Origin of the sequence: Moellerella wisconsensis (assembly GCF_022592395.1) — a bacterium.
Taxonomy (GTDB): Bacteria; Pseudomonadota; Gammaproteobacteria; order Enterobacterales; family Enterobacteriaceae; genus Moellerella; species Moellerella wisconsensis.
The window spans coordinates 246,336-269,846 of record NZ_CP093242.1; the positions used below are offsets into that span (position 1 = coordinate 246,336).

At 39.3% G+C, this 23,511-nt stretch carries 25 protein-coding genes; 14 read left to right on the plus strand and 11 right to left on the minus strand.

What is annotated here, in order from left to right; all coding sequences use genetic code 11:
- Positions 1-176: 176 nt before the first annotated feature.
- Both MNY66_RS01015 and MNY66_RS01020 read left to right on the plus strand, forming a co-directional pair.
- Positions 177-890 (plus strand): HAMP domain-containing protein, encoded by a 714-nt coding sequence (locus tag MNY66_RS01015; RefSeq protein WP_241501259.1) that lies wholly within the window; start codon positions 177-179, stop codon positions 888-890.
- Between the two features lie 175 nt (positions 891-1,065).
- Complete coding sequence (locus MNY66_RS01020) at positions 1,066-2,556, plus strand: M16 family metallopeptidase (RefSeq protein ID WP_241501260.1); 1,491 nt, start codon at positions 1,066-1,068, stop codon at positions 2,554-2,556.
- Between the two features lie 112 nt (positions 2,557-2,668).
- Here the strand turns inward: MNY66_RS01020 and MNY66_RS01025 are convergent, their stop codons facing one another.
- The 4 genes from MNY66_RS01025 to MNY66_RS01040 form a co-directional block, all read right to left on the minus strand.
- Positions 2,669-3,676 carry a serine hydrolase domain-containing protein gene (locus MNY66_RS01025; protein ID WP_241501261.1) on the minus strand — a complete coding sequence of 336 codons (1,008 nt, stop codon included), beginning with the start codon at positions 3,674-3,676 and terminating at the stop codon, positions 2,669-2,671.
- Positions 3,673-3,885: a 2-hydroxymuconate tautomerase family protein gene (locus MNY66_RS01030; protein WP_047255347.1), complete on the minus strand. Its 213-nt coding sequence runs from the start codon at positions 3,883-3,885 to the stop codon at positions 3,673-3,675. Before MNY66_RS01030 ends, MNY66_RS01025 begins: the two co-directional genes overlap by 4 nt.
- Positions 3,886-3,987: 102 nt before the next feature.
- Positions 3,988-4,983: an inner membrane protein YhjD gene (yhjD, locus tag MNY66_RS01035; protein ID WP_047255346.1), complete on the minus strand. Its 996-nt coding sequence runs from the start codon at positions 4,981-4,983 to the stop codon at positions 3,988-3,990.
- Positions 4,984-5,236: 253 nt separating this feature from the next.
- Positions 5,237-5,641: a DUF1090 domain-containing protein gene (locus tag MNY66_RS01040; RefSeq protein ID WP_047255345.1), complete on the minus strand. Its 405-nt coding sequence runs from the start codon at positions 5,639-5,641 to the stop codon at positions 5,237-5,239.
- Positions 5,642-6,116: 475 nt separating this feature from the next.
- Between MNY66_RS01040 and MNY66_RS01045 the strand changes: the two genes are divergently transcribed.
- Positions 6,117-6,962: a 23S rRNA (adenine(2030)-N(6))-methyltransferase RlmJ gene (locus tag MNY66_RS01045; protein WP_047255344.1), complete on the plus strand. Its 846-nt coding sequence runs from the start codon at positions 6,117-6,119 to the stop codon at positions 6,960-6,962.
- 166 nt (positions 6,963-7,128) lie between these two features.
- Entirely contained in the window at positions 7,129-8,481 is a 1,353-nt protein-coding gene (gene gorA, locus MNY66_RS01050; RefSeq protein WP_241501262.1) for a glutathione-disulfide reductase, read from the plus strand.
- A 153-nt stretch (positions 8,482-8,634) separates the two neighbouring features.
- Here the strand turns inward: gorA and mobB are convergent, their stop codons facing one another.
- Together mobB and mobA are read right to left on the minus strand one after the other, a co-directional pair.
- Entirely contained in the window at positions 8,635-9,186 is a 552-nt protein-coding gene (gene mobB, locus MNY66_RS01055) for a molybdopterin-guanine dinucleotide biosynthesis protein MobB (RefSeq protein ID WP_418298633.1), read from the minus strand.
- A gap of 21 nt (positions 9,187-9,207) precedes the next feature.
- Positions 9,208-9,816, minus strand: coding sequence for a molybdenum cofactor guanylyltransferase MobA (gene mobA / locus MNY66_RS01060; protein ID WP_241501264.1), 609 nt, complete (start codon positions 9,814-9,816; stop codon positions 9,208-9,210).
- 307 nt (positions 9,817-10,123) lie between these two features.
- Between mobA and MNY66_RS01065 the strand changes: the two genes are divergently transcribed.
- The 6 genes from MNY66_RS01065 to spfP all read left to right on the plus strand — a co-directional run bounded on the left by MNY66_RS01065 (position 10,124) and on the right by spfP (position 16,492).
- Complete coding sequence (locus MNY66_RS01065) at positions 10,124-10,393, plus strand: YihD family protein (RefSeq protein WP_047255341.1); 270 nt, start codon at positions 10,124-10,126, stop codon at positions 10,391-10,393.
- A 76-nt stretch (positions 10,394-10,469) separates the two neighbouring features.
- Positions 10,470-11,396: a serine/threonine protein kinase gene (locus MNY66_RS01070; RefSeq protein ID WP_241501851.1), complete on the plus strand. Its 927-nt coding sequence runs from the start codon at positions 10,470-10,472 to the stop codon at positions 11,394-11,396.
- A 34-nt stretch (positions 11,397-11,430) separates the two neighbouring features.
- On the plus strand, positions 11,431-12,063 hold the full coding sequence (gene dsbA / locus MNY66_RS01075) for a thiol:disulfide interchange protein DsbA (protein ID WP_241501265.1): 633 nt from the start codon (positions 11,431-11,433) through the stop codon (positions 12,061-12,063).
- A 342-nt stretch (positions 12,064-12,405) separates the two neighbouring features.
- A complete protein-coding gene (gene polA / locus MNY66_RS01080) occupies positions 12,406-15,213 on the plus strand; it encodes a DNA polymerase I (RefSeq protein ID WP_241501266.1) in 2,808 nt (935 codons plus the stop codon).
- 256 nt (positions 15,214-15,469) lie between these two features.
- A complete protein-coding gene (locus MNY66_RS01085) occupies positions 15,470-15,823 on the plus strand; it encodes a hypothetical protein (protein ID WP_156170985.1) in 354 nt (117 codons plus the stop codon).
- A 621-nt stretch (positions 15,824-16,444) separates the two neighbouring features.
- Entirely contained in the window at positions 16,445-16,492 is a 48-nt protein-coding gene (gene spfP / locus MNY66_RS18160; RefSeq protein ID WP_438361642.1) for a small protein SpfP, read from the plus strand.
- A 136-nt stretch (positions 16,493-16,628) separates the two neighbouring features.
- Here spfP and yihA read toward each other — a convergent pair whose 3' ends face one another.
- Positions 16,629-17,243 (minus strand): ribosome biogenesis GTP-binding protein YihA/YsxC, encoded by a 615-nt coding sequence (gene yihA / locus MNY66_RS01090; protein WP_047255336.1) that lies wholly within the window; start codon positions 17,241-17,243, stop codon positions 16,629-16,631.
- 307 nt (positions 17,244-17,550) lie between these two features.
- On the opposite strand from yihA, the gene ppiA reads away from it, so the two are divergent.
- From ppiA to argD, 3 genes are all read left to right on the plus strand, one after another.
- Positions 17,551-18,123: a peptidylprolyl isomerase A gene (gene ppiA, locus MNY66_RS01095; RefSeq protein WP_047255335.1), complete on the plus strand. Its 573-nt coding sequence runs from the start codon at positions 17,551-17,553 to the stop codon at positions 18,121-18,123.
- Positions 18,124-18,585: 462 nt separating this feature from the next.
- Positions 18,586-19,161: an aminodeoxychorismate synthase component II gene (locus MNY66_RS01100; protein ID WP_047255334.1), complete on the plus strand. Its 576-nt coding sequence runs from the start codon at positions 18,586-18,588 to the stop codon at positions 19,159-19,161.
- A gap of 253 nt (positions 19,162-19,414) precedes the next feature.
- A complete protein-coding gene (gene argD, locus MNY66_RS01105) occupies positions 19,415-20,644 on the plus strand; it encodes a bifunctional acetylornithine/succinyldiaminopimelate transaminase (protein ID WP_047255333.1) in 1,230 nt (409 codons plus the stop codon).
- Between the two features lie 109 nt (positions 20,645-20,753).
- Here argD and MNY66_RS17925 read toward each other — a convergent pair whose 3' ends face one another.
- Together MNY66_RS17925 and crp are read right to left on the minus strand one after the other, a co-directional pair.
- Complete coding sequence (locus MNY66_RS17925) at positions 20,754-20,882, minus strand: hypothetical protein (protein WP_269430890.1); 129 nt, start codon at positions 20,880-20,882, stop codon at positions 20,754-20,756.
- A 9-nt stretch (positions 20,883-20,891) separates the two neighbouring features.
- A complete protein-coding gene (gene crp, locus MNY66_RS01110) occupies positions 20,892-21,524 on the minus strand; it encodes a cAMP-activated global transcriptional regulator CRP (protein WP_047255332.1) in 633 nt (210 codons plus the stop codon).
- Positions 21,525-21,840: 316 nt separating this feature from the next.
- On the opposite strand from crp, the gene MNY66_RS01115 reads away from it, so the two are divergent.
- The gene (locus MNY66_RS01115; protein ID WP_047255331.1) at positions 21,841-22,248 is read left to right on the plus strand and encodes an OsmC family protein; all 408 of its coding nucleotides are present in this window, start codon (positions 21,841-21,843) and stop codon (positions 22,246-22,248) included.
- Between the two features lie 97 nt (positions 22,249-22,345).
- Here the strand turns inward: MNY66_RS01115 and MNY66_RS01120 are convergent, their stop codons facing one another.
- Complete coding sequence (locus tag MNY66_RS01120; RefSeq protein ID WP_047255330.1) at positions 22,346-23,209, minus strand: phosphoribulokinase; 864 nt, start codon at positions 23,207-23,209, stop codon at positions 22,346-22,348.
- An 83-nt stretch (positions 23,210-23,292) separates the two neighbouring features.
- Positions 23,293-23,511 (minus strand): YheU family protein, encoded by a 219-nt coding sequence (locus MNY66_RS01125; protein ID WP_047255329.1) that lies wholly within the window; start codon positions 23,509-23,511, stop codon positions 23,293-23,295.

Genomic DNA, 23,511 nt, shown 5'->3' on the forward strand with positions numbered 1-23,511 from the left:
AAATAGATTGTTTCTGTCACTTATTAACCCAACTTTAGCCATCTAATGGCAGCAATAAACCCGCTGATAGACTTAACTGTGACTAAGAATTAACCACACGTATTTTTTGAAAATCAAGTATACTAGCCAACCGTAATAATCTGTTAAAGATGATTTATTAGGATTACTTGAGTGAAATGAAAACGCGTGTTCAACGTTCATTAACATTAAAAAGCCTGCTGGTGTTCTTTTTGATCACCCTTTGTTCGTTCGCCATTTTTTTGAGTATTCAATTCACTTATTTATTAGAACAGCGCAAAAACGATTACCTCAGTCAACTGAGTAATGCGGCGCTGCAAATCCAAAAACCGCTGACTGATGCTTTACTTAGCTCAGATCTTAACGAAGCAAAATCTTTGCTTATCAGTTTAAAAACCTCAGGAATTATGGGGCAAGCTACCCTTATTCGGCATGAAAATGTGCGAGTCATGAGCCTAAATTTTGCGACACCAAAACCGATCCCCGGCTGGGCTAAGTTAATGTTTGATATTCCGGTAGAGGTGAGGCTCCCGTTATATGCTTACGGTAATGCAGCGCCAATGAGTAAACCGTTTGGCAATTTAATCTTGCAAGTTGACTCAAATCGGGTCTATCACTACGCATTGAATACGCTCGGGCTTATAATCACGACATATTTATTATTGACGTTGATTGTTACTGTGGCAGCAACATGGTTTATGAGTCGTTTTATTGTGCGACCTTTACGCCGTATTGCGCTTGATTTAAATGAAAATAAAATTGTAAATCAAGTGTTTGTTGATGAATATCATAATGACGATGAGTTAGGATTATTGGCTAAGGGATACAATAATCAAATTAATAAACAAATTAATAGTCAAAAGTTAGATTAGCCCATGAACCTAACATTAAGATTGATGGTCTAACGATTTTATAGTCCATGTACACTTATCAAAGTGATAGCTGTACAATAATACGATTTGACCCTACGAATTAGCGTTTCCCGTTAATTTAAAAGTAATAATTTTACGGTTAAATACAAGGATAGAAGAATACATAGGGGTTCACATGCAGGGTATGAAAGTTCGGTATTACATTAGTGGCTTATTATTGTCAGTAGCTGGGGTTGTCAGCGCTGAACCATTACAGCCTGATCCTGCATGGCAACAGGGCAAATTAGAGAATGGTTTTTCGTGGCAATTGCTACAAACACCTCAACGCCCAAACGATCGTGTTCAATTGAGATTAGCCATTAAAACAGGTTCATTAACTGAAGATGTGAGTGAAAAAGGCTATAGCTATTTGATCCCTAAAATGGCGCTTTATCAGCCAACGGAGTCATTACCTGCTGAAAAATTACAAAATTTGTGGCGTAATGCTATCGATCCAACGCTACCGATGCCGCCAGCGGTTGTCTCGTATGATTTCACGTTATATAGCCTAAGCTTGCCAAATAATAAGCCTGAACTATTAAAAGATGCGCTGAAATGGCTCGCTGAATCTGCGGCGGGTGGTCAGTTTACTCAGCAAGCGCTACAAACAGCATTAACCTCGTCGGATATCCCCGTCGCTACGTTACCCATGGATGTTAACGATCCCGTATGGCGCGTTCGTTTGAAGGGTTCTTCTATGGTAGGTTACGATCCTGGATTGAAACCTACCGATAGTGTAAATATTAATAGCTTGAATCAGTTTTATCAAAAATGGTATACGCCAGATATGATGACCTTATATATTGCCGGTCATGTTGATGGGCGTATGTTATCTGATGTTATTCAACAAAATTTTGCCTCGCTGGAAGGTAAACGTTCTGAGCCTGTTCCCGTGGCGAGTCTGTCACCATTGAAACCTCAAGCAGTCAATCTCTTAACTGATCGTGAAGTAACTGATTCTTTAGCACTTATTTGGGATATTGATTGGTTACCAATCAAAGATTCACGGGTATTAAAAAATTACTGGCAGCAAGATATTGCTAGAGAAGCCCTATATCGTTCTTTACAGCAAGTATTTGCTAAGAAATTTGCAGAGGAAGTTCGGCCAGAATTAGATTGTCGAGTGCAATATCAACGTGCTAGCTGCACATTAACTATTTTCGCTCCCGCGGATAAAATGGCGCAAGCCTCTGAATTATTAATGAATGAATTAGCATCTATTAATAAAAATGGCATTGCACCAGAGCTGTTTGATTCGATGATACAAGAAAAACAATCTCAGTTATCGCAGTTATTTGCTGCATATGCTCGTACCAGCACCGATGTTTTGATTAATCAGCGACTTACTTCACAGCAAAATAATGTGATAGATATTGCACCGGAGCAGTATCAGCGTTTCAGACAAGCCTTTTTGGCGATACAGAATTTAGAGCAAATGAATATGGAAGTGCGCCGCCTGTTGTCTCAAGAGCCCGCATTGGTATTAGTTCAGCCGAAAAGTAAACAGTTATTAGATGCTGAGCAATTGCGTCTACAATTTGAAAAAGTATTATGGCCTCAAGAGGTTGTGACACCGCAATCAACGACGAGTACTTTACCGCCTGTAAACGATGAAAATAAATCGTAATTTTTGCTGATTACTGGTGTGATTACTGGTGTGATTACTGGTGTGATTAATGAGATCCCTCTGCGGTATGATCCCCAGAGGGATTTTTATTAGTAAACTACTTTATTATTTATTACTCGACTATTAATTGTTCTATTAATTGAACAAGAGATGCCCGGTGTTCTCTTTGATCGACAAAGCCCGCGATACATAGCTGCTGTTCTGGTGAGTAATAAACCGCAGATCCCCAGAATCCCAAATGAGAATAAACAGTTATTCCATTGAAATTATTGGCGAATAAACCCAGTCGATAGTTTTCAGCTCCCTCATGTTGGCCTACCGATAGCATTTCGGTTAATGTTTGTCGGTTATCAAAAATATGGCCTTCAAAGAGAGATTGCATAAACAAGACGAGTTGCTGCGTTGTCATCACTAAACCTCCACCTCCAAATAAATCCATTGAAGGATGTAACGCAGAAACATCGTATTGACCGAGATACTGTTTTGCTCTGGTAAAGGCTTCTGCCGGTTGAGGTTCTAGTATTTCCCACCATGCAGTTTTTAGGCCGATCTCATTAAAATTGAGTAATGTTCTGATCGCTTTAGCAAGTGGCAATCCGCTAACTGTTTCAATAATGGAACCTAACAGTAGATAACCGGTATCTGAATAGATAAATTGTTGACCTGGTGCGATATAGGGGACTGTTTTCTGGATATATAATTGCAGTTGTTCTTCCCGGGTCCAAACATGCTGAGGCGCGGCTAAGCATTTAGCGATGAAGCGCTGATCGGCATGATCAAACATGCCACTGCTATGATTTAACAAATGCCGTAATGTTATTTGATCAGTACCATGATGCGAAGAGAGTAATTGATTAATATTTGGTGGGAGATATTGGCGTATCGAATGATCTAATTCTAGTTGCTGCATTTCCCATAAACGCAGAATCGCGGCCGCGGTAAATGTTTTGGTATTGCTGGCAATTCTAAAAGGCGTCAGTGGAGTAATCGGGTTATTACCCGTTAAATCCACGCCTTTATTGGTATAATTGATGTATTGGCCGGTGATTTTATTATGCAGAAATAGGGCGCTCCCGCCTGATAATCCCGCTAACCGTAGGCTAATATCATCGATTGTCATGGTTGATTTTTCTCGATGGCTCTTTGCATAGTGATAGTTTGCCCTCCAATGCCCCAATTATCGGTATCTACCTCATCAATGATAACGACGGTTGTAGCCGGATTTTTGCCCAGAACATCAACCAGTAATTGCGTCACACCGGCGATGAGTTGCTGTTTTTGCTTTGCGCTAACACCTTCTCGCGTAATCCTAATATTGACTAACGGCATAGAATGCTCCTGATATTGTGGGGTTAAAAAAGGCAAGTAATTAACTTGCCTTAGGGATTGGAAAGATTGAATAAGTTGCTATAAATTATGTATTTTGCTTATTCACGCTGGAACCTGCTGGGATTGCGATCCTTTAGGTTCATCAGTAGCAATCCACGCTGCACAAAATAGAGTTAACCGGGCAAAGAAATAGAAAAATGCCATCAACCCAATGACTGAACCGAAGGCCGCACCAGACGGAGATGAGGCAATATTGGGCAGCATCCATGTCATCACAGATTTGATAATTTCAAAGCCAATCGCCGCTAATAATGTACCTTTAAGTAACGATGAGCGACGATGCTGCATACGCGGTAGGATCCAAAAAATCCATAAAAATAGCAAAAAGTTAGCGGTAATCGCAATGGTTAGACCAATTAAGGTCCAGACAGGGCGTAGCCATTCAATCCCCTCTAAACCGATAGCTCTGACTATGGTCGCTTGTGCAGAACCTGCTACTGAGGTAAGTGTAATGGTAATTATCAGCGCAATTAATAAACCGATGAGCGCTAAAAAGTCTCGTAGATAACGAAAATAAATTTTTTCTTGTTCGTCTTCATTACGTTCCCAAACAGGACGAGATTGAGCCAAGATAGCTTGGCGAAGATTATTAACCCAATTAACGCCGGAGTAAACGGCCAACGCCAAACCGGTTAATCCCACGGTAGTTCTTTGTCGAATTGCGGTATCAATTGTGCGTTCTAAAGTACTCGCTAAAGTCGGATCACTGATACTGCCAGAAATTCCGCGAATTAATTTTTCCAGTAAATCTGGATTAGAGGCTAAAACAAAACCTGCCGCGGCAAAAGTAAACATCAAAACAGGGATTAAGGATAAAAAAGAGAAATAAGTAATCGCGGCGCCGAACTGATTTCCCATTCGGTCAGTAAATCGCTTCGCGGCACGAATAATATGTGCGATAAATGGAATTGCACAAATAAAATTGACGATCTTCATCGAGAAAGTCAGTGCTTTCTTGCCATTATCGACACTTTTATTGAAGGTCGATATCACTTTATTATCGTCGTTTTTATTATTTGTGTCGTGTATCTTCGACATCAGATCCCCTTTCATGACTGCATTTTTTCAAAGTATAGCCTACCCACGCCGGCTAGTTCCTGTGCGACTTAAAATATTTCGGGTATATCATACAACAGATTAAGTCTAGCGATAAAAGTGTAGACAGACCAGCGAGAACTGGTCTGAAGGGAAAGGTTAGCGACTAGAGGCCTATATTCAGTATGGCGAGAAATAAATCAACTGACGTTAATGTCGTTTATTTTTGGTGTAATGGCCCAGCGCTAATAACTGGCTATTTAATAAATTTCTTATTGGCAGCTAATTCGGTTTGTGCCTCGTGCAGCTCAGCTTTAGCTTCAGCTAATTTGCGTTCACGTTTGGCTATTTTTTCGATGTCACCCTTAGCTTTAGTTTCGACTAATTCGGCTTCTCGTTCTTTTACTTTTTGTTCCTTCTCGCTGACTTTTTGTTGACTCTCTTGGTACAGAGATTCTGGCGTACAGTAAGTTTCGACCTTGGAAAGAGCGGTCTCTAAACCTGCAATTTGATATTTATTATCATGTTTTTTAGCGTATTCAATCTGCTCGGTTAATTTCTGTTTTTTTATTTCACAGCCATTCAGAGAATTGGTAGCCAAAGCGGTCGAACTGCTGAATGTGAATACAGTAATAGCTGATAATAATAGTAATTTTTTCATGATTTCCACCTGAATAAAAATAACAATGACATCCAGCATAACTATTTAATTAAGTTAGATCATTAAGATTTGGCTTAAAGTAAACGCAAATCATCCTTTCTTAGATTAATATATCGTACAGTGTGAAATATATTTATTAAATATCGATAGTGTCTTTTCGGTAGTGATTTTATCGAGTAAAAAGATTATGCATCAATAACGAATTTATGGTGTCAGCAGCGGATTTATAATGTAGGGAGAGATAAGGTATCAGCCATTGGGTCTTTCTTCGGTTAATCTATTTTTGCACTCGAATGTGGGATAAGATGGCAATTCATGCCCATCATATTTTCGGTTACAGTTGTTTAGTTCTTGAAGACTTTTTTCGAACTCGCTGATTTAAACGTATTGAGCTAATTTAACATTAGCGTGATTTAAGGTCGTGATTTAGGGTATATAAAATTAATTTATTAAAACACCAAATGGTAATGAATTTATGTTGAGTTATCGCCACAGCTTCCACGCCGGTAATCATGCCGATGTATTGAAGCATACTGTACAAAGTTTGATTATTGAATCATTAAAAGAAAAAGAAAAACCTTTTTTATATTTAGATACCCACGCAGGAGCCGGGCGGTATCAATTAACCAGCGAACATGCTGAAAAGACGGGCGAATATTTAGAAGGTATTGCTCGAATTTGGGAACAAAGTGATATCCCCGCTGAATTGGCACCATATATTAATGTTATTAAAGGCATTAATGATAAAGGTAAATTACGTTTTTATCCGGGCTCACCATTTATTGCCAAACAGTTATTACGCGAGCAGGATAAATTAGTGCTCACTGAGCTACATAGCAGCGATTATCCGTTATTACGCGGTGAATTTTTACGCGACAAGCAGCGCGCATTGGTGCTGAGAGAAGATGGATATCAACAGTTAAAATCCAAACTTCCACCAGCAACACGCCGTGGATTTGCGTTAATTGATCCGCCTTATGAGATGAAATCTGATTATGAAGCGGTTGTCCGTGGCGTCCATGAAGGGCATAAACGCTTTGCTACCGGGACTTACGCCATTTGGTATCCGGTAGTATTAAGACAACAAATTAAACGTATGATCAGCCAGCTGCAAAGCACGGGTATTCGCAATATTCTGCAAATTGAATTAGCGGTTCGCCCTGATAGTGATCAACGTGGTATGACAGCTTCAGGGATGATAGTTATTAACCCACCGTGGAAACTTGAGCAACAAATGAACGCGGTATTGCCTTGGTTGCATAAAGCATTAGTGCCAGAAGGCACGGGGCATACGCTGGTTGATTGGATTGTGCCGGAATAAATTATTTTCAGCCTTAATACTCAGTTAATTTTTATGTTTGATGGAATTTCCAATCGTAGTGAGAGGTAATAGCTATCTGAAATTGGAATTTTCATCCCCATAATAGACATTAAGGTACGAAAATATTAGCCTGTTAATAAATTGATTAAATGGAAACGAGCCAACTATGAGCAAACATTACGATTATATCGCAATTGGTGGTGGCAGTGGCGGCATTGCATCGATGAACCGCGCGGCCATGTATGGACAGAAATGTGCCATCATTGAAGCAAAAGCCTTGGGCGGCACCTGTGTAAATGTCGGTTGTGTGCCTAAAAAAGTAATGTGGCATGCAGCGCAAATAGCCGAAGCTATTCATGCTTACGGCCCTGATTACGGATTTGATACGACAGTAAACCGTTTTGATTGGGATAAATTAATCGCTAGCCGTACTGCTTATATTGATCGTATCCATCAATCTTACGATCGTGTACTGGGTAATAATCATGTTGACGTGATCAGCGGGTTTGCACGTTTTGTGGATGCACATACTTTAGACGTTAATGGCGAAAAAATTACCGCGGATCATATTTTAATTGCCACCGGTGGTCGCCCAGTTATCCCTCAAATTCCTGGTGCAGAATACGGGATTACCTCTGATGGCTTTTTTGAGTTAGCAGCGTTGCCTAAGCGTGTTGCAGTCGTCGGTGCCGGCTATATTGCTGTTGAATTAGCGGGTGTACTGAACGGTTTAGGCAGTGAAACTCATCTTTTTGTTCGCAAACATGCGCCATTACGTTCATTTGATCCACTGCTAGTAGATACGCTGGTAGAAGTGATGAACACCGAAGGTCCTAAACTGCATACACAATCTATTCCTAAGGAAGTGATTAAAAATGCAGATGGTAGCCTGACACTGAAGCTTGAAAATGGCCATGAGCAAACGGTAGATACTTTAATTTGGGCAATTGGCCGAGAGCCAATGACCGATAATCTGAACATTGAAGCGGCGGGTGTTGAGCTAGATGAGAAAGGTTATATTAAGGTTGATAAATACCAGAATACTAATGTCGATGGAATTTATGCTGTTGGCGATAATACCGGTGCGGTGGAGTTAACGCCTGTCGCTGTTGCTGCGGGACGTCGTTTATCTGAACGTTTATTTAATAATAAGCCAGATGAGCATTTAGATTACAGCAATATTCCGACTGTGGTGTTTACTCATCCACCGATTGGTACCGTCGGTTTGACTGAACCTCAGGCGAAACAGCAGTATGGTGAAGATCAGGTCAAAGTTTACACCTCATCATTTACAGCCATGTATACTGCGGTAACATCGCATCGTCAGCCATGCCGTATGAAATTAATCTGTGTGGGCCGCGAAGAAAAAATCGTCGGTATTCATGGGATTGGCTTTGGTGTCGATGAAATGTTGCAAGGCTTTGCGGTAGCGTTAAAAATGGGCGCAACCAAAAAAGACTTTGATAATACTGTTGCTATCCACCCTACAGGGGCGGAAGAATTCGTTACTATGAGATAAACAGTAATTATGAGATAAAAAATAGGTTCGCTTAAGTGAGGCTATCAATATCCAACTAAGCCAGTGACTCGATTATATGATATGAGTTGCTGGCTTTTTATTTAGTTATGATCTGTTATGGGATTAATAGCGCGCTATAGGTAGGTCAATTATTTAGCTAATTGGATGAGTTTTCTTAATAGCATTAAAGCCACTTTTCTTCCACCAAGAAATAATATAATCCGCGACTTGTTGTGGATTATTAATATCTAATTGTGGTAATTCAGTCTCTAAAATCTGATCGCTGGCAACCGCGACAACATAGGGATCAATCAGTTGCTCAAGGGGTCTGGCGAGTGCTTGACGAAATAAAGCGATCTTTGGGATCGGCTCATGTTTAAAACCTTCAACTAAGATCAGATCAAGTGACTGATGGTCAAATCGACGGGCTAAATAATACAGATCTAATGGAGTATTTTCTGGCGTTTCAGTCATGAGTGCCCAACGCTGCTGGCTGGCGACTAAGGTTTGCAAAGCTCCGGCTTTACGTAATTCGTAGCTGTCTTTGCCAGGTTTATCAACATCCATATCATGATGAGTATGTTTTATCATACCAACACGCAGGTGCTGTTCTCTCAGTAGAGGGATCACTTTTTTTAATAATGTTGTTTTACCGGTACCGCTATAAGCAGTGATCCCAAGCAGGGGGTATATCGTGTTATTCATCATTTATTCTGCCGTTATTTTTTATAAGTTGGCATTGTTTTGCCAGTTAGCACAATCTTCTGGAGTATTCAGATTTGCAAATGCTCCTGTCTCTGAAGGGAAAACAATACACTTAGCAGACACTTTTTGCATGAATAACATCAATTTGCGATCGCCATTATTTAAATACTGTTTTAATTGCGGTTCAACGGAGCGATGTAATAGAGTAAATGTAGGGTGTTCACGATATGTATCACTGGCATAGCAGGCAATGGCATCGCCTTTTTCTTCCCACATTTTTTGCACTAAATTTTTCGGAAATGAGGGTACATCGCAGGGGACAAATATCACCCAATCTGTAGTTATCTCGGCTAGTACGGCCTGCATTCCCGCCAAGGGGCCAGAAAAATCGGGCGTTAGATCGGTGATTACTGGCAAATTGCTTTGACGATAAATATCAAGGTGTCGATTGGCGTTGATAACCAGACGGTTTACTTGTGGCTTTAATCTTTCCACAATATAAGCATATAGCGGTTGTCCATTTAGAGAAACTAAGCCTTTATCTTGCCCGCCCATGCGGGAACCGCGACCGCCAGCTAGAATAGCTCCGGTAATCAATGGAGCATCGATTATTAATTGATTTGCCACCATATTCAGTTTTCCTGTTTATCTTAACGAAAATATTTTAATTTACGGATTGGGTTATTTAATTATTATTGCTGATTGTGGTGGTGTCGTGTCAGCATATCAATATATGGATTATTTGAGATTAAATAACCACGATATTTTGCTATAAAATCAATCGGAGTCTCAATAAATAACCCATAACCTTTACTCATATTGACACCTCTTGGTTTCCTCTGGTGTATGATATATTCGTTATTGCTGCAAGTAGCGGTTATATTTGCGGCTGAGCTTCGTTGATCATTATGACTATCAATAGAATAAGGAATAAACCATGAAATGCCATCGCTTAAATGAAGTAATAGAGCTTATCCACCCGGTTTGGAAAGATAATTCCGATTTAAATTTGGTGCAATTATTACAAAAATTAGCTGATGAAGCTGGATTTCAAGGTGAGTTGGCCGATTTGACCGACGACGTGCTTATCTATCATTTGAAAATGAGAGGAACAGAGAGCAACGAAGTGATCCCCGGCCTGAAAAAAGATTATCAGGAAGATTTTAAAACCGCCATTCTGCGAGCCAGAGGCATTATTAAAGACTAAGCGATAGGTCAACGTGACTGAAAAAACACATTTCCATTTTGGCGATATATCGCCAGATTTAATCTTGGATGCTCTGATGGAAGCAGGGCTGTATTTAGATTCAGGATTAACTGAGTTAAATAGTTATGAGAATCGAGTTTATCAGTTCATGGATGAAAATCGCCGTCGCTATGTGGTTAAATTTTATCGACCTGAGCGATGGAGTCGTTCTCAAATCCAAGAAGAACATGATTTTATTCTTGAATTACAAGAATCTGGGCTTTCAGTTGTTGCACCATTGGCATTTGCAGGGCAGACCATTCTCGAATTTAGTGGCTTTTTATTTGCTATATTTCCGAGTATTGGCGGGCGTCAATATGAAACAGATAATCTGTTTCAGTTGGAAGATGTAGGGCGTGTGTTAGGCCGAGTTCATCAAATAGGAAAGAAGCAGTTATTTTCATTCCGACCGACGATTAGCATTGATGAATATTTAGTTAACCCGATGCAGATCTTAGCGAGCAGTTCATTGGTGGCAGCAAAGGCTCGTGATCCGCTCTTCGAGATCCTCGAAAAAGTGATAGCACTAGTTAAGCAACAATGGCCGGAAGATTACACTATGTTACGCCTGCATGGGGATTGCCATCCGGGGAATATTTTGTGGCGTGATGAAGCTTGGTTAGTTGATTTTGATGATTCCCGTAATGGACCCGCTATCCAAGATTTGTGGATGCTATTAAACGGTGATCGTCAAGAACAGCGTATTCAATTGGATACGCTGCTAGAGGCTTACAGTGAGTTTGGCGATTTTGATCTGCAAGAACTCAAACTGATTGAGCCGTTACGCGTTATGAGAATGGTCCATTATCTCGCGTGGATTGCCAAGCGTTGGCAGGATCCTGCTTTCCCTAAGGCTTTTCCATGGATGACAGATAGTGATTTTTGGCATCGACAGGTGAGTGAATTTACGCGGCAAATGACCGTATTACAGGAACCACCTTTGTCATTAACGCCATTTTATTAATTGGATTGACTTTATTTTCTGGAGAAAATTTAAGATGAAAAAAATTTGGTTAGCTTTGGTCGCCTTGACCATGGCATTTGGGGCGACAACCGCCTCTGCTGCGAATTATACCGAAGGTAAGCAGTATACTCAGTTAAAAGAAACCGTACAAAATTTACCCGAGGTTCTAGAGTTTTTCTCATTCTATTGCCCGCATTGTTACCAATTCGAAAGCGTGTATAAAATCCCACAGACAGTTGAGGGAAATTTACCTTCTGGGGTGAAAATGGAACGCTATCATGTTGATTTCTTAGGTCCTTTAGGTCCTGAATTAACTAAAGCTTGGGCTGTCGCTATTGTGCTGAATGCAGAAGCAAAAGTAACTCCAATTCTATTTGAAGGTATTCAGAAAACTCAATCTATCCGTACCACGGATGATATTCGTGATGCATTTGTCAAAGCAGGTATTTCAGCTGAAGAATATGATGCGGCACTAAATAGCTTTGTCGTTAAATCTTTGGTTGCAAAGCAGCAAGATGCGGCGAAGAATCTGAAATTAAGAGGTGTACCAGCAATTTATGTTGATGGTAAATATCAAATAAATAATGCCGGCATCAATGTTGATGATCCGAATAATTACGCTAAAGAGTTTTCTAACGTGATTAATTCATTAATTACACAAAAATAAAGTACTTTTTATGGCAATGGCTTTAATCTCAGCCATTGCCATCATCTCCTCTGCTTTTATTGATAACAATATCAATATCCACAAACCGATAAATAATAAGTTTTTGTTCTGGATCAATCTAATATTAGCTAACTCATTGATTTTATTTTCTTGTTTTTATACTTGATCTTTTCTTACTTATTGAATAAACACAGATACATACTTCTGTTCACAGAGTTATCCACAGCATATGCAAATATCCACAGCAGGAAAATCCGCTTTTCTTGCAGACAATATTCGTCTATATGCCCGCAATATGGCATTCTATTGCCATTCAATCCTCAAAATAGATGATGACAGATTATGGCTCAGATAGCTGAAAACCCTCTTATTCTGGTAGATGGCTCTTCCTACCTTTATCGCGCTTACCATGCATTTCCTCCGCTGACTAACAGTGCTGGGCAACCGACTGGTGCGATGTATGGTGTGCTAAATATGCTACGCAGTCTGATCCTGCAATACCGACCGAGCCATATTGCGGTAGTTTTTGATGCTAAAGGCAAAACATTCCGTGATGAACTGTTTGAAAGTTATAAATCTCATCGCCCACCGATGCCAGACGATTTACGTGAACAAATCGCGCCATTGCATGAAATGGTCGAAGCTATCGGATTACCTCTGCTGGTGGTACCGGGCGTAGAAGCGGATGATGTGATAGGTACATTAGCCAAACAAGCCAGCGCACAGGGTCGCCATGTATTAATTAGTACTGGTGATAAAGACATGGCGCAATTAGTTGAGCCTAATGTCACTTTAATTAATACCATGACCAATACGATTTTAGGGCCAGAAGAAGTGGTTACTAAATATGGCGTACCACCGGAGCTTATTATTGATTTTCTGGCGCTCATGGGGGACTCTTCGGATAATATTCCTGGCGTACCCGGCGTAGGTGAAAAGACCGCCTTGGCATTATTACAAGGTATCGGTAGCTTAGAAGAAATTTATAACCGTCTTGATGATATTGCCGGATTGGGCTTTCGCGGTTCTAAGACATTAGCACCTAAGATGGTCGATAACCGTGAACTGGCCTTTTTATCCTATCAGCTGGCAACGATCAAAACAGATGTTGAGCTAGACCGTGATTGTGAGCAACTAGAAGTACAAGCGCTCGATGCCGATAAATTACATCAATTATTTAGCCGTTATGAATTCAAACGTTGGCTGACTGAAGTGGAAAATGGCAGTTGGTTAGACAGTAAAGCAGCTAAACCTTCCGCGTCAGCCAAAGCTACCTCCGCGGCTGAAGTTAAAATTGAAACAGTGACTGCTGCGCCAGTGGTCCCACTATTAACGGCAGAAAATTACCAAACGATCCTTGAACCAGCAGATTTTGAGCGCTGGTTAGAAAAACTACGTACTGCCAAAATGTTTGCTTTTGATACTGAAACCAATAGTTTAGATACCCATGAAGCCCAGTTAGTAGGGATGTCTTTTGCAATTGAACCTGGTCATGCGGCATATTTGCCTTTGGCACACGATTATCTTGATGCCCCCCATCAGCTGCCATTAGATGATGTTTTAGCCGCGATGAAGCCAATTTTAGAAAATGAAAACATTATCAAAATTGGTCAAAATCTAAAATATGATCGTGGTGTTTTAGAAAATTATGCGATTGAGTTAAAAGGCATTGGTTTTGATACTATGCTGGAATCTTACGTTTTAAATAGTGTTGCAGGGATGGGGCGCCATGATATGGATAGCCTTGCTGAGCGACATCTTAGCCATAAAACTACCACCTTTGAAGAGCTTGCTGGAAAGGGCAAAAAGCAGCTGACATTTAATCAAATTGCCTTAGAACAAGCGGCTAATTATGCTGCAGAAGATGCCGATGTCACTTTGTTATTACATCAGGCACTATGGCCACAGATTGAAGCTGAAGCTAAATTAAAACATGTATTTACTGATATAGAAATGCCATTAGTGCCAGTATTATCTCGCATGGAACGCAAAGGTGTATTGATAGATGCAAAAGTTTTAGCTGAGCAATCAAAAGAGATAACTGCTCGTTTAGGCGAATTAGAAAAATTAGCTTATACGCTGGCTGGCGAAGAATTTAATTTAGCTTCTCCTAAGCAGTTACAGGTGATTTTATTTGAAAGATTACAGTTGCCTGTGGTTAAAAAAACGCCAAGTGGTGCGCCTTCCACGAATGAAGAAGTCCTTGAAGAATTAGCGATAGATCATGAGTTGCCAAAGCTGTTATTAGAACATCGAGGGCTGGCAAAACTAAAATCGACTTATACCGATAAATTACCGCTGATGATCAATCCAAAAACTCAGCGGGTACATACTTCATATCATCAGGCGGTAACTGCGACAGGGCGTTTATCTTCTCGCGATCCGAATCTGCAAAATATCCCGGTTAGAACTGCTGAAGGTCGCCGGATCCGCCAAGCTTTTATTGCTCGTGACGGGTATAAAGTTGTTGCTGCTGACTATTCACAAATTGAATTACGCATTATGGCGCATTTATCTCAGGATAAAGGCTTGCTGACCGCTTTTGCTGAAGGTAAAGATATTCACCGAGCAACGGCGGCTGAAGTTTTCGGGGTCTCACTGAATGAAGTCACAAATGATCAACGTCGCAGTGCAAAAGCCATTAACTTTGGTCTGATTTATGGCATGAGTGCTTTTGGTTTAGCGCGTCAATTGGGAATTTCTCGCAGTGAGGCGCAGCGCTATATGGATCTCTATTTTGAACGCTATCCGGGCGTTTTAGACTATATGGAGAGAACGCGTCAGCAAGCCGCAGAACAAGGTTATGTTGAAACACTCGAAGGCCGTCGTCTGTATTTACCAGAGATTAACTCGCGTAATGGTATGCGCCGTAAAGCCTCTGAGCGCGAAGCGATTAATGCGCCAATGCAAGGAACTGCGGCTGATATTATTAAAAAAGCGATGATTACCGTCGATCATTGGCTACAGACAGAGAAACCACATGCTGAAATGCTGATGCAAGTACACGATGAATTGGTTTTTGAAGTCAAAGAGTCCGAGTTAGAAAGTGTTAAGCAGAGAATTCAAAGTTTAATGGAAAATAGCATGTCGCTGGATGTGCCATTAAAAGTTGAAGTCGGTGTTGGTGATAATTGGGATGAAGCACATTAATTTAATTATTTGATTTTCAAATGTTTATTTAAGTTGGATTACATTAAATAATCAAAAAAGAGAGTTACTTTGTAGCTCTCTTTTTGTTAGTGAATCCAATATATAAAAATATTAGATTGGAACTGAGTGAGTCGCTAAAGAATTATCAAACACTGTTATCATTGATACTTTGTTATATTTAGTGGGTTATTATTAAGTTGGAGGTAATACATTGATATATTTTAATAAATTTATTTTGCTACTGATGATTAGCACGATGGCATTTCTTGCTAGCGGGTGTGACAAAATAGAGGAAAAAGTAGCGGATAGTGCACCTACACCTAGCAGAAATTATCCGATTCAGCTTGCTTTAGATTCAATGGGAGATTCATTTCAAGAAAGTGTTACTAATTTAAGCATAACTCAACATGTCAATAGTGGAGAATTGCCTGATAAAGCGGTGGTTACGATTGAAGAATCTGATTTACAGGATGATTCGGTTGCAGCAGAAAAAACAATTTTTACAATGAGTTATCAGGGAGATAAATGGCAAATAATTAATCGGGTTAAAACACAACGATGCTGGCCTGAGCGAGGAAATAAAGACTTCTCTGAGCAACCATGCAACTAGAAAACAGTGGATGCTGGTAATAGCATTTGCTTGCATGTTATGCATTTTATTATTTCTCTTGCGATTTCAGTATTTTATTGTATAGAATCAATTAGATAAATAATTTAATCATAGTAAAATATTAAGAGTTTAATCAGCATCTACGCTTCTATTATCTAACCAATATAAAACTTAATTATTCTCATTTTTGCTAAAGACGGTGTGGTTTCTTGGTGCCTTTAGAGGGACGAGTAAGGCGATAGCAAAAGACGCCCATACGGTTTAATTTTTTATTAGCTTAGCTACCAATATTTACATCTTCTGCATAAGCAGAGAGATTTTTTATCTTAAAAAACGACATTATTATATTGGTATTACTGTTATTACTATTACCGTGATTACTATGTTGGTACAACATTAATACTTACACCAGTTAGAAAACTAATTATTATTGTAATAATTTAATCTGTTACATATTAATGAGATCTACATCCCGTTAATATGTTGTAAAAGTACAATATATATCTTTTTTTTCGGTGAAATTTACGCTGAATCGAGTTAAGCAAAGAAAAAAAATTACAAAAAGACTTTTTTTCGACCAGAAAATACAGTACAGTATCTCTTGTAGGGTACAGAGGTAAGATGTTCTATCTTTCAGACCTTTTACTTCACGTAATCGGATTTAGCTGAATATTAGCTGCTCCAGTCAATTATTTGACTGGAGCATTTTTTTGTTTGAAATTCATAGGTTTGTCATGGATGCTTGAGGATAAGCACCGCTATACCTTGAATAGATACAGCGGCCAAATATCAGAGAGGAGGGAGATTATGCTGAATGTTCACTAAACCATTTATCTAGCTTGATAACTAGTTTATCGACTCCTATTTTTTTAAGTGATGAGAAGTTTTCTACTTCAATATCACCCTCAAGCTCTGCTAGAGCCTGTCTTACTCCCATCAATTGTTTCTTTTTAGCACCAGAGGCAAGTTTGTCTGCTTTGGTTAATAACACCAAAACGGGGACATTCATTGCGACTGCCCACTCGACCATCTGCATATCTAGGTCTTTCAGTGGATGGCGAATATCCATCAACACCACTAATCCTTTAAGACATTCTCTTTTTTGTAAATATTCCCCTAATGCTTGCTGCCATTTACGTTTCATGGCTTCGGGAACTTCTGCGTAACCATAGCCAGGTAAATCGACTAAACGAACACCTTCTTCAACTTCAAATAAGTTAATTAATTGGGTTCTTCCCGGAGTTTTACTGGTACGGGCCAAGCTTTTTTGTTGCGTCAGTGTATTAAGCGCACTGGATTTTCCTGCGTTCGAACGGCCAGCAAATGCCACCTCAATTCCTGTATCGTTAGGAAGGTGACGAATGTCGGGTGCACTAATGACAAATTTTGTCATATGATAATTATGGTTTTTAATGGCCATGATGATTCTCCCTGAGTTTGGCTCAAAAGGCTGGGCGATTATAACGATAGGCAAACAGACAAACAAAGATTGTTTTAGTTATTGTTGCACGTTTATCTGCTTGATAACTATTTTTTATCTATTACGCTGTTTTTCAGGCGATAAGTTATTTTTTTTTATGTCAAAATAGCCGAAGATTATTTATTGTCGTAATAATGGCTTTTTGGCGTAAATGGCGTAAATAAAGGTAAATCTTCGACAATATTTTTAGCCTCGCTCTAGAATTAGTTGATTAATAGATTATTGGGTAATAATAAAGGGATCTTTAATGTTAAAACGTATTTTTATGCCTTTACTGGCGGTCTGTGCTATTAGTGTTTCTTCTATGGCGGTTGCAGCAGGTGAGACTTATGTGAAGTTAGTTACGTCTGCGGGTGACATTGAATTAGAATTAAATGATAAAAAAGCGCCAGTGACTACTGATAATTTTATGCAATATGTCAATGAGGGGTATTATAACGGTACGACGTTTCATCGAGTGATCCCAGGGTTTATGATCCAAGGCGGTGGATTTAATAAAGAATTACAACAGAAACAAACCCGAGCTCCGATTAAAAATGAGGCCGATAATGGTTTGCGTAATTTGCGTGGAACCGTTGCTATGGCGCGAACTACCAGTAAAGATAGTGCTACCAGCCAATTTTTTATCAATATTGCGGATAATGCCTTCTTAGATCATGGCCAGCGCGACTTTGGCTATGCTGTATTTGGCAAAGTGGTTAAAGGTATGGATGTGGTTGATAAAATAGCTAAAGTGAAAACTGAAAATGTTGGTCCATATCAAAATGTTCCCGTTGAACCAATAACCATTATTTCTGCTCAAGTGGTTAAAAAACCTTAATTTTTATTAAATTATTTTAGTCAGCAGGTGAAGGTAATATCTCATCTGCTGTTGAATATTATTTTTGTCCATTTCTCTGTTTTTTCTTGCTTTTGTTATTCACCGTTTTATTTATTAACTTATTAATCTCATGTTTTCTCTATTTTTCGTTCATCTTGAAAATAGATTAAAGTTTATCGAACAATAACGGTTTGATTTGTTGAATTTTTTCTATGATCGGGGCCGTTATAGTCACGTTGTTATAATTTTGTAATATATAGCCATATGATTTACATGAAGTTTTTATTCAGTGAAAAATAGTATCATTGATTTAAATGGGCTATTTTCCTCGTCAGGCTGTGCTATGATAGCCGCCTTATAATAATTTCTGGCCATTTTTAGCCGGTCGCCTAATTGACAGAGCCGTTATTTCATGTCAGTGGCCACTAAAATAATGATAAAAAATCAGTCGGATAGGCTAATATGCTGTTACTTATTGATAATTACGATTCATTTACTTATAACCTATATCAGTATTTTTGTGAGCTAGATGTAGAAGTGGTTGTTAAGCGTAATGATGAAATTACTCTTGTAGATATTGAACAACTTGCACCTACACACATCGTTATTTCACCCGGTCCTTGCACGCCTAATGAGGCAGGAATTTCTCTGGAAGTGATTAAACACTTTGCTGGTGAAATCCCGATTCTTGGAATTTGCCTTGGTCATCAAGCGATTGGGCAAGCTTTTGGTGCATCGGTAGTTCAGGCACGTGAAGTTATGCACGGTAAGACATCGGCTATCCACCATAATCAACAGGGTGTATTTAAAGGACTTAACCGGCCATTAACGGTGACTCGTTACCATTCCTTGGTGGTTGCGGCGGAGACATTACCTGCTGCATTTGAGGTTACAGCTTGGTCGTTAAATAACGGTGATATCGATGAGATTATGGGCATTCGCCATAAAACCTTGCCTATCGAAGGCGTACAGTTTCACCCTGAAAGTATTTTAAGTGAACAGGGCCACCTATTATTAAGTAATTTTCTTAAATACTAATTAAATTTATCTTCATGCTAAGTAGTGCAGCCTATGGCTTTTAGTTCATTGGCTGCCCTTAATCAATGAACAATGGCAAAATTCTCTATTTGTTCTCTGTTGTTCACTTCCTATAAGCCCCCCTATGTTCAATTAAATCTTACTTTATTGATTTATTAGTTGCCCTTTATTGATTTTTTATTCATATTTAATGATTATATTTTCATTTGAGATAAACAATACAGTTTAGCTAAGGGCTATTTAGGTGAGCGCTATGACAGAATCAGTGGTAGGAACAGCAAATTTAGTAAATCGGCAAACCTATGATCAGGTTATGTTGCCTATCTATTCACCCGCTGAGTTTATTCCAGTTAAAGGGCAAGGTAGCCGAGTTTGGGATCAACAAGGTAAGCAATATATTGATTTTGCCGGTGGTATTGCTGTGCTAGCTTTAGGACATTGTCATCCAGCGCTGACCCAAGCTATTCAACGGCAGAGCGAAAAATTATGGCATGTTAGTAATATTTTTACTAACGAACCTGCGTTAACGTTGGCGCAAAAATTAATTTCTGCCACTTTTGCTGAAAAAGTATTTTTTGCCAACTCGGGCGCAGAAGCTAATGAAGCGGCTTTTAAGTTGGCACGCCATTATGCGATCACTAAACACAATCCGTATAAAACAAAAATTATTGCCTTTAAACAAGGGTTTCACGGGCGCACACTGTTTACAGTTTCCGTGGGTGGCCAGCCAAAATATGCTGATGGATTCGGCCCTAAACCTGCGGATATTGTTCATGTTCCGTTTAATGATTTAGCGGCATTAAAAGCGGTAATTGATGATCATACTTGTGCTGTAGTGTTAGAGCCAGTGCAAGGTGAGGGTGGGGTTATTGCTGCAACTACTGAGTTTATGCAGGGTGTTCGTAAGTTGTGCGATGAAAATCAAGCGCTATTAGTTTTTGATGAAGTTCAAAGTGGTATGGGACGGACAGGTAAATTGTTCTCTTATATGCATTATGGTATTACTCCAGATATTTTGACCACAGCTAAAGCGTTAGGTGGTGGCTTCCCGATTAGTGCTATGTTAACTACCGCAGAAATAGCACAAGCGATGGGGCCAGGAACTCACGGAACAACGTATGGTGGAAACCCATTGGCCTGCGCAGTAGGTAATGCGGCTTTTGATATTATTAATACGCCTGACGTTTTACAGGGCGTTGAAGTTCGCCGCCAGTTATTTATTAATTATCTACACGAGATTAATAGCAAATATGCCGTATTTGATGAGATCCGAGGCTTAGGTTTATTAATTGGCGCGGAATTAACTGGGCCATTGAAAAATAAATCGAAAGAGATATTACAAGCTTGCGCCCATGAAGGCGTAATGATGCTAAATGCCGGGCAAAACGTTCTACGTTTTACACCATCACTGATTATTCCTACTGAAGATATTACAGAAGGCATGAAAAAATTGGAGCTGGCAATTGCAGGTTTAATTGCATAAAAATGCAAATATTTGTTATTTGACAATAAACCAGTGCTATCGTGATGATAAGCACTGGTTTATCTCTGACACCGATTGATTTGCTATGGCGTAGATTGAACAATTAATTTTATACGCGCAGCTCAATGGCGATTTGTAACGTGATAAATCGTAATGTTTTATCACGCATATTTTGTACTACATTTTGTACTACAGTCTGTATTACAGAATGTTCTAATACACGGGTATTACTGGGCATTGAATATGTTTATCGTGTTCCGTAGACCACAATTGTTTTTCCATGCGCAGAAATCAGGTTTTGGTCTTCCAGCATTTTTAAAATGCGGCCGACGGTTTCACGGGAACATCCCACGATCTGGCCGATTTCCTGACGGGTAATTTTAATTTGCATACCATCAGGATGGGTCATAGCGTCAGGTTGTTTGGCTAAACTTAGTAGTGTCTGCGCAATACGGCCAGTTACGTCTAAGAAAGCTAAGTTACCTACTTTCTCTGACGTGGTTTGCAGACGGCTTGCCATTTGTGCTGATAAGCGCATCAAAATATCAGGATTAACCTGAATTAATTGACGGAACTTTTTATACGAAATTTCAGCAACTTCACAAGCACTTTTGGCACGTACCCATGCTGAGCGCTCCTGCCCTTCTTCAAATAACCCAAGCTCACCGATGAAATCTCCCTGATTTAAATAGGAGAGGATCATCTCTTTGCCTTCTTCATCTTTAATTAAAACAGCCACAGAACCTTTTACAATATAATAAAGTGTTTCTGCTTTCTCACCCTGATGGATCAGTGTGCTCTTGGATGGATATTTATGAATATGGCAGTGTGACAAAAACCATTCAAGAGTCGGGTCTGTTTGTGGCTTGCCGAGAATCATTCGCGTTATCCTCTGTATGTTATTGCAGCTAACTCGATAAATATAATTTTATTGAGTGGGTTAGCTTAAAGTCAGTAGCTTAACATATTAATAAGCCCAATGAGGCAAGTTAATATTAATCATATAATATATTTAACTATACTGTTCGGTATTGATCTTACCCCGTTTTAGCAGTTTATATTTTTAACATATTAATTACTGAAAGTCTTGGTTGTCTCGTTTCAGCTTAATAAATCTGTAATCAGATTGCCAGCGATTATATGAAAGGGTAGTCTTTTAGTTAATATAAAATCAATTTATATGGCGGAGTATTATCATGGAAGCAAGAGTTAAGTGGGTTGAAGGTCTTTCTTTTTTAGGTGAGTCAGCATCAGGCCATCAATTAATGATGGATGGTAATTCTGGAGATAAAGCACCTAGCCCAATGGAAATGGTTTTAATGGCGGTTGGCGGATGTAGCGCGATTGATGTGGTATCTATTTTAAAAAAGGGACGCAATGAAGTGACTGATTGTGAAGTTAAATTAACTTCTGAGCGTCGTGAAGAAATACCACGTTATTTTACTTATATTAATCTTCATTTTATTGTTTCCGGTAATGACTTAAACGATAAAATGGTTGAACGAGCAGTAAAACTTTCTGCTGATAAATATTGTTCTGTTTCTATGATGTTAGAAAAAGCGGTAAAAGTAACTCACAGTTTTGAAATTAGAAATCTAAAATAAATTTTATTTTTACTAAACTTTTTTAAAGTTTGATGCCCATCACAATAAATTATCAACAATAAACTGTTTTTAATAAAAGAGGGCATCAATTTAATTATTATTTCTTACCACTTATTAATTTTTCGACTAATGGCGTCATTATTAATTCCATTGCTAAGCTTAATTTACCGCCCGGAACAACAATAGTGTTCATTGCTGATATAAAAGATCCGTTGATCATCGATAATAAGTATGGAAAATCAATATGTGATAAGCCATTAAAGCGGATTACAATAAAACTTTCATCCTGTGAAGGAATGGCTTGGGCTTCAAATGGATTGGAGGTATCGACTGTCGGAACACGTTGAAAGTTGATATGAGTGCGAGAAAATTGGGGAGTAATGAAATTAATATAATCCCCCATTGAGCGCACCACTGAATCCATCACTGCTTCTCGAGAATGACCCCGTTCTGTCGTGTCACGAATTAATTTCTGAATCCATTCCAAGTTAACAATTGGTACGACCCCAACTAATAGATCAACGTGCTGTGCTACATTATGCTCCGGCGTTACAATACCGCCATGTAGGCCCTCATAAAAAAGAATATCCGTATTGTCGGGCAATGGTTCCCATGGCGTGAAAATTCCCGGCTGCAAGCCATAAGGGACGGCTTCATCGTAGGTATGTAGATATTTTCGACTGCGGCCAGTGCCCGTTTTAGCATAATCAACTAAGGTTTGTTCCAGTAACGAAAAATCATTAGCTTCAGGGCCAAAATAGCTGATATGGCGGCCTTGCTCACGGGCTTTGCGGATGGCCATATCCATTTCAGGTCGCGTATAATGGTGAAAACTATCACCTTCAATTGAAGCAGCGCTGATATTTAATTGATTGAATATTTTACGGAAAGCTACGCTAGTTGAGGTTGTACCAGCACCACTTGAACCAGTGACGGCAATAATTGGGTGTTTTTGCGACATTAATGGAGACTCCCTGTTACGCTTCCACAGGTTGCTCTATCGGTAAAATCGGTGATTAGACAGTGACAGAGTGCTGTGAATAATTACGGGCGAAATTGATCTTTCGGCATAAAATTAACCGATTCATGCAATTCTGACCAGACTAACACAATTTCTCCTGCGGCTAACTGCCGTTTTACATCATTCACTTTCTGTTCGAGCGATTTTTCTTGTGCACCATAATCAGTACCTTCGCGCAAAACAAAACTTTCTATCAAACTTTCTAGCGTATCAGCTGCGATATCTTGCCATGGAATAATCAT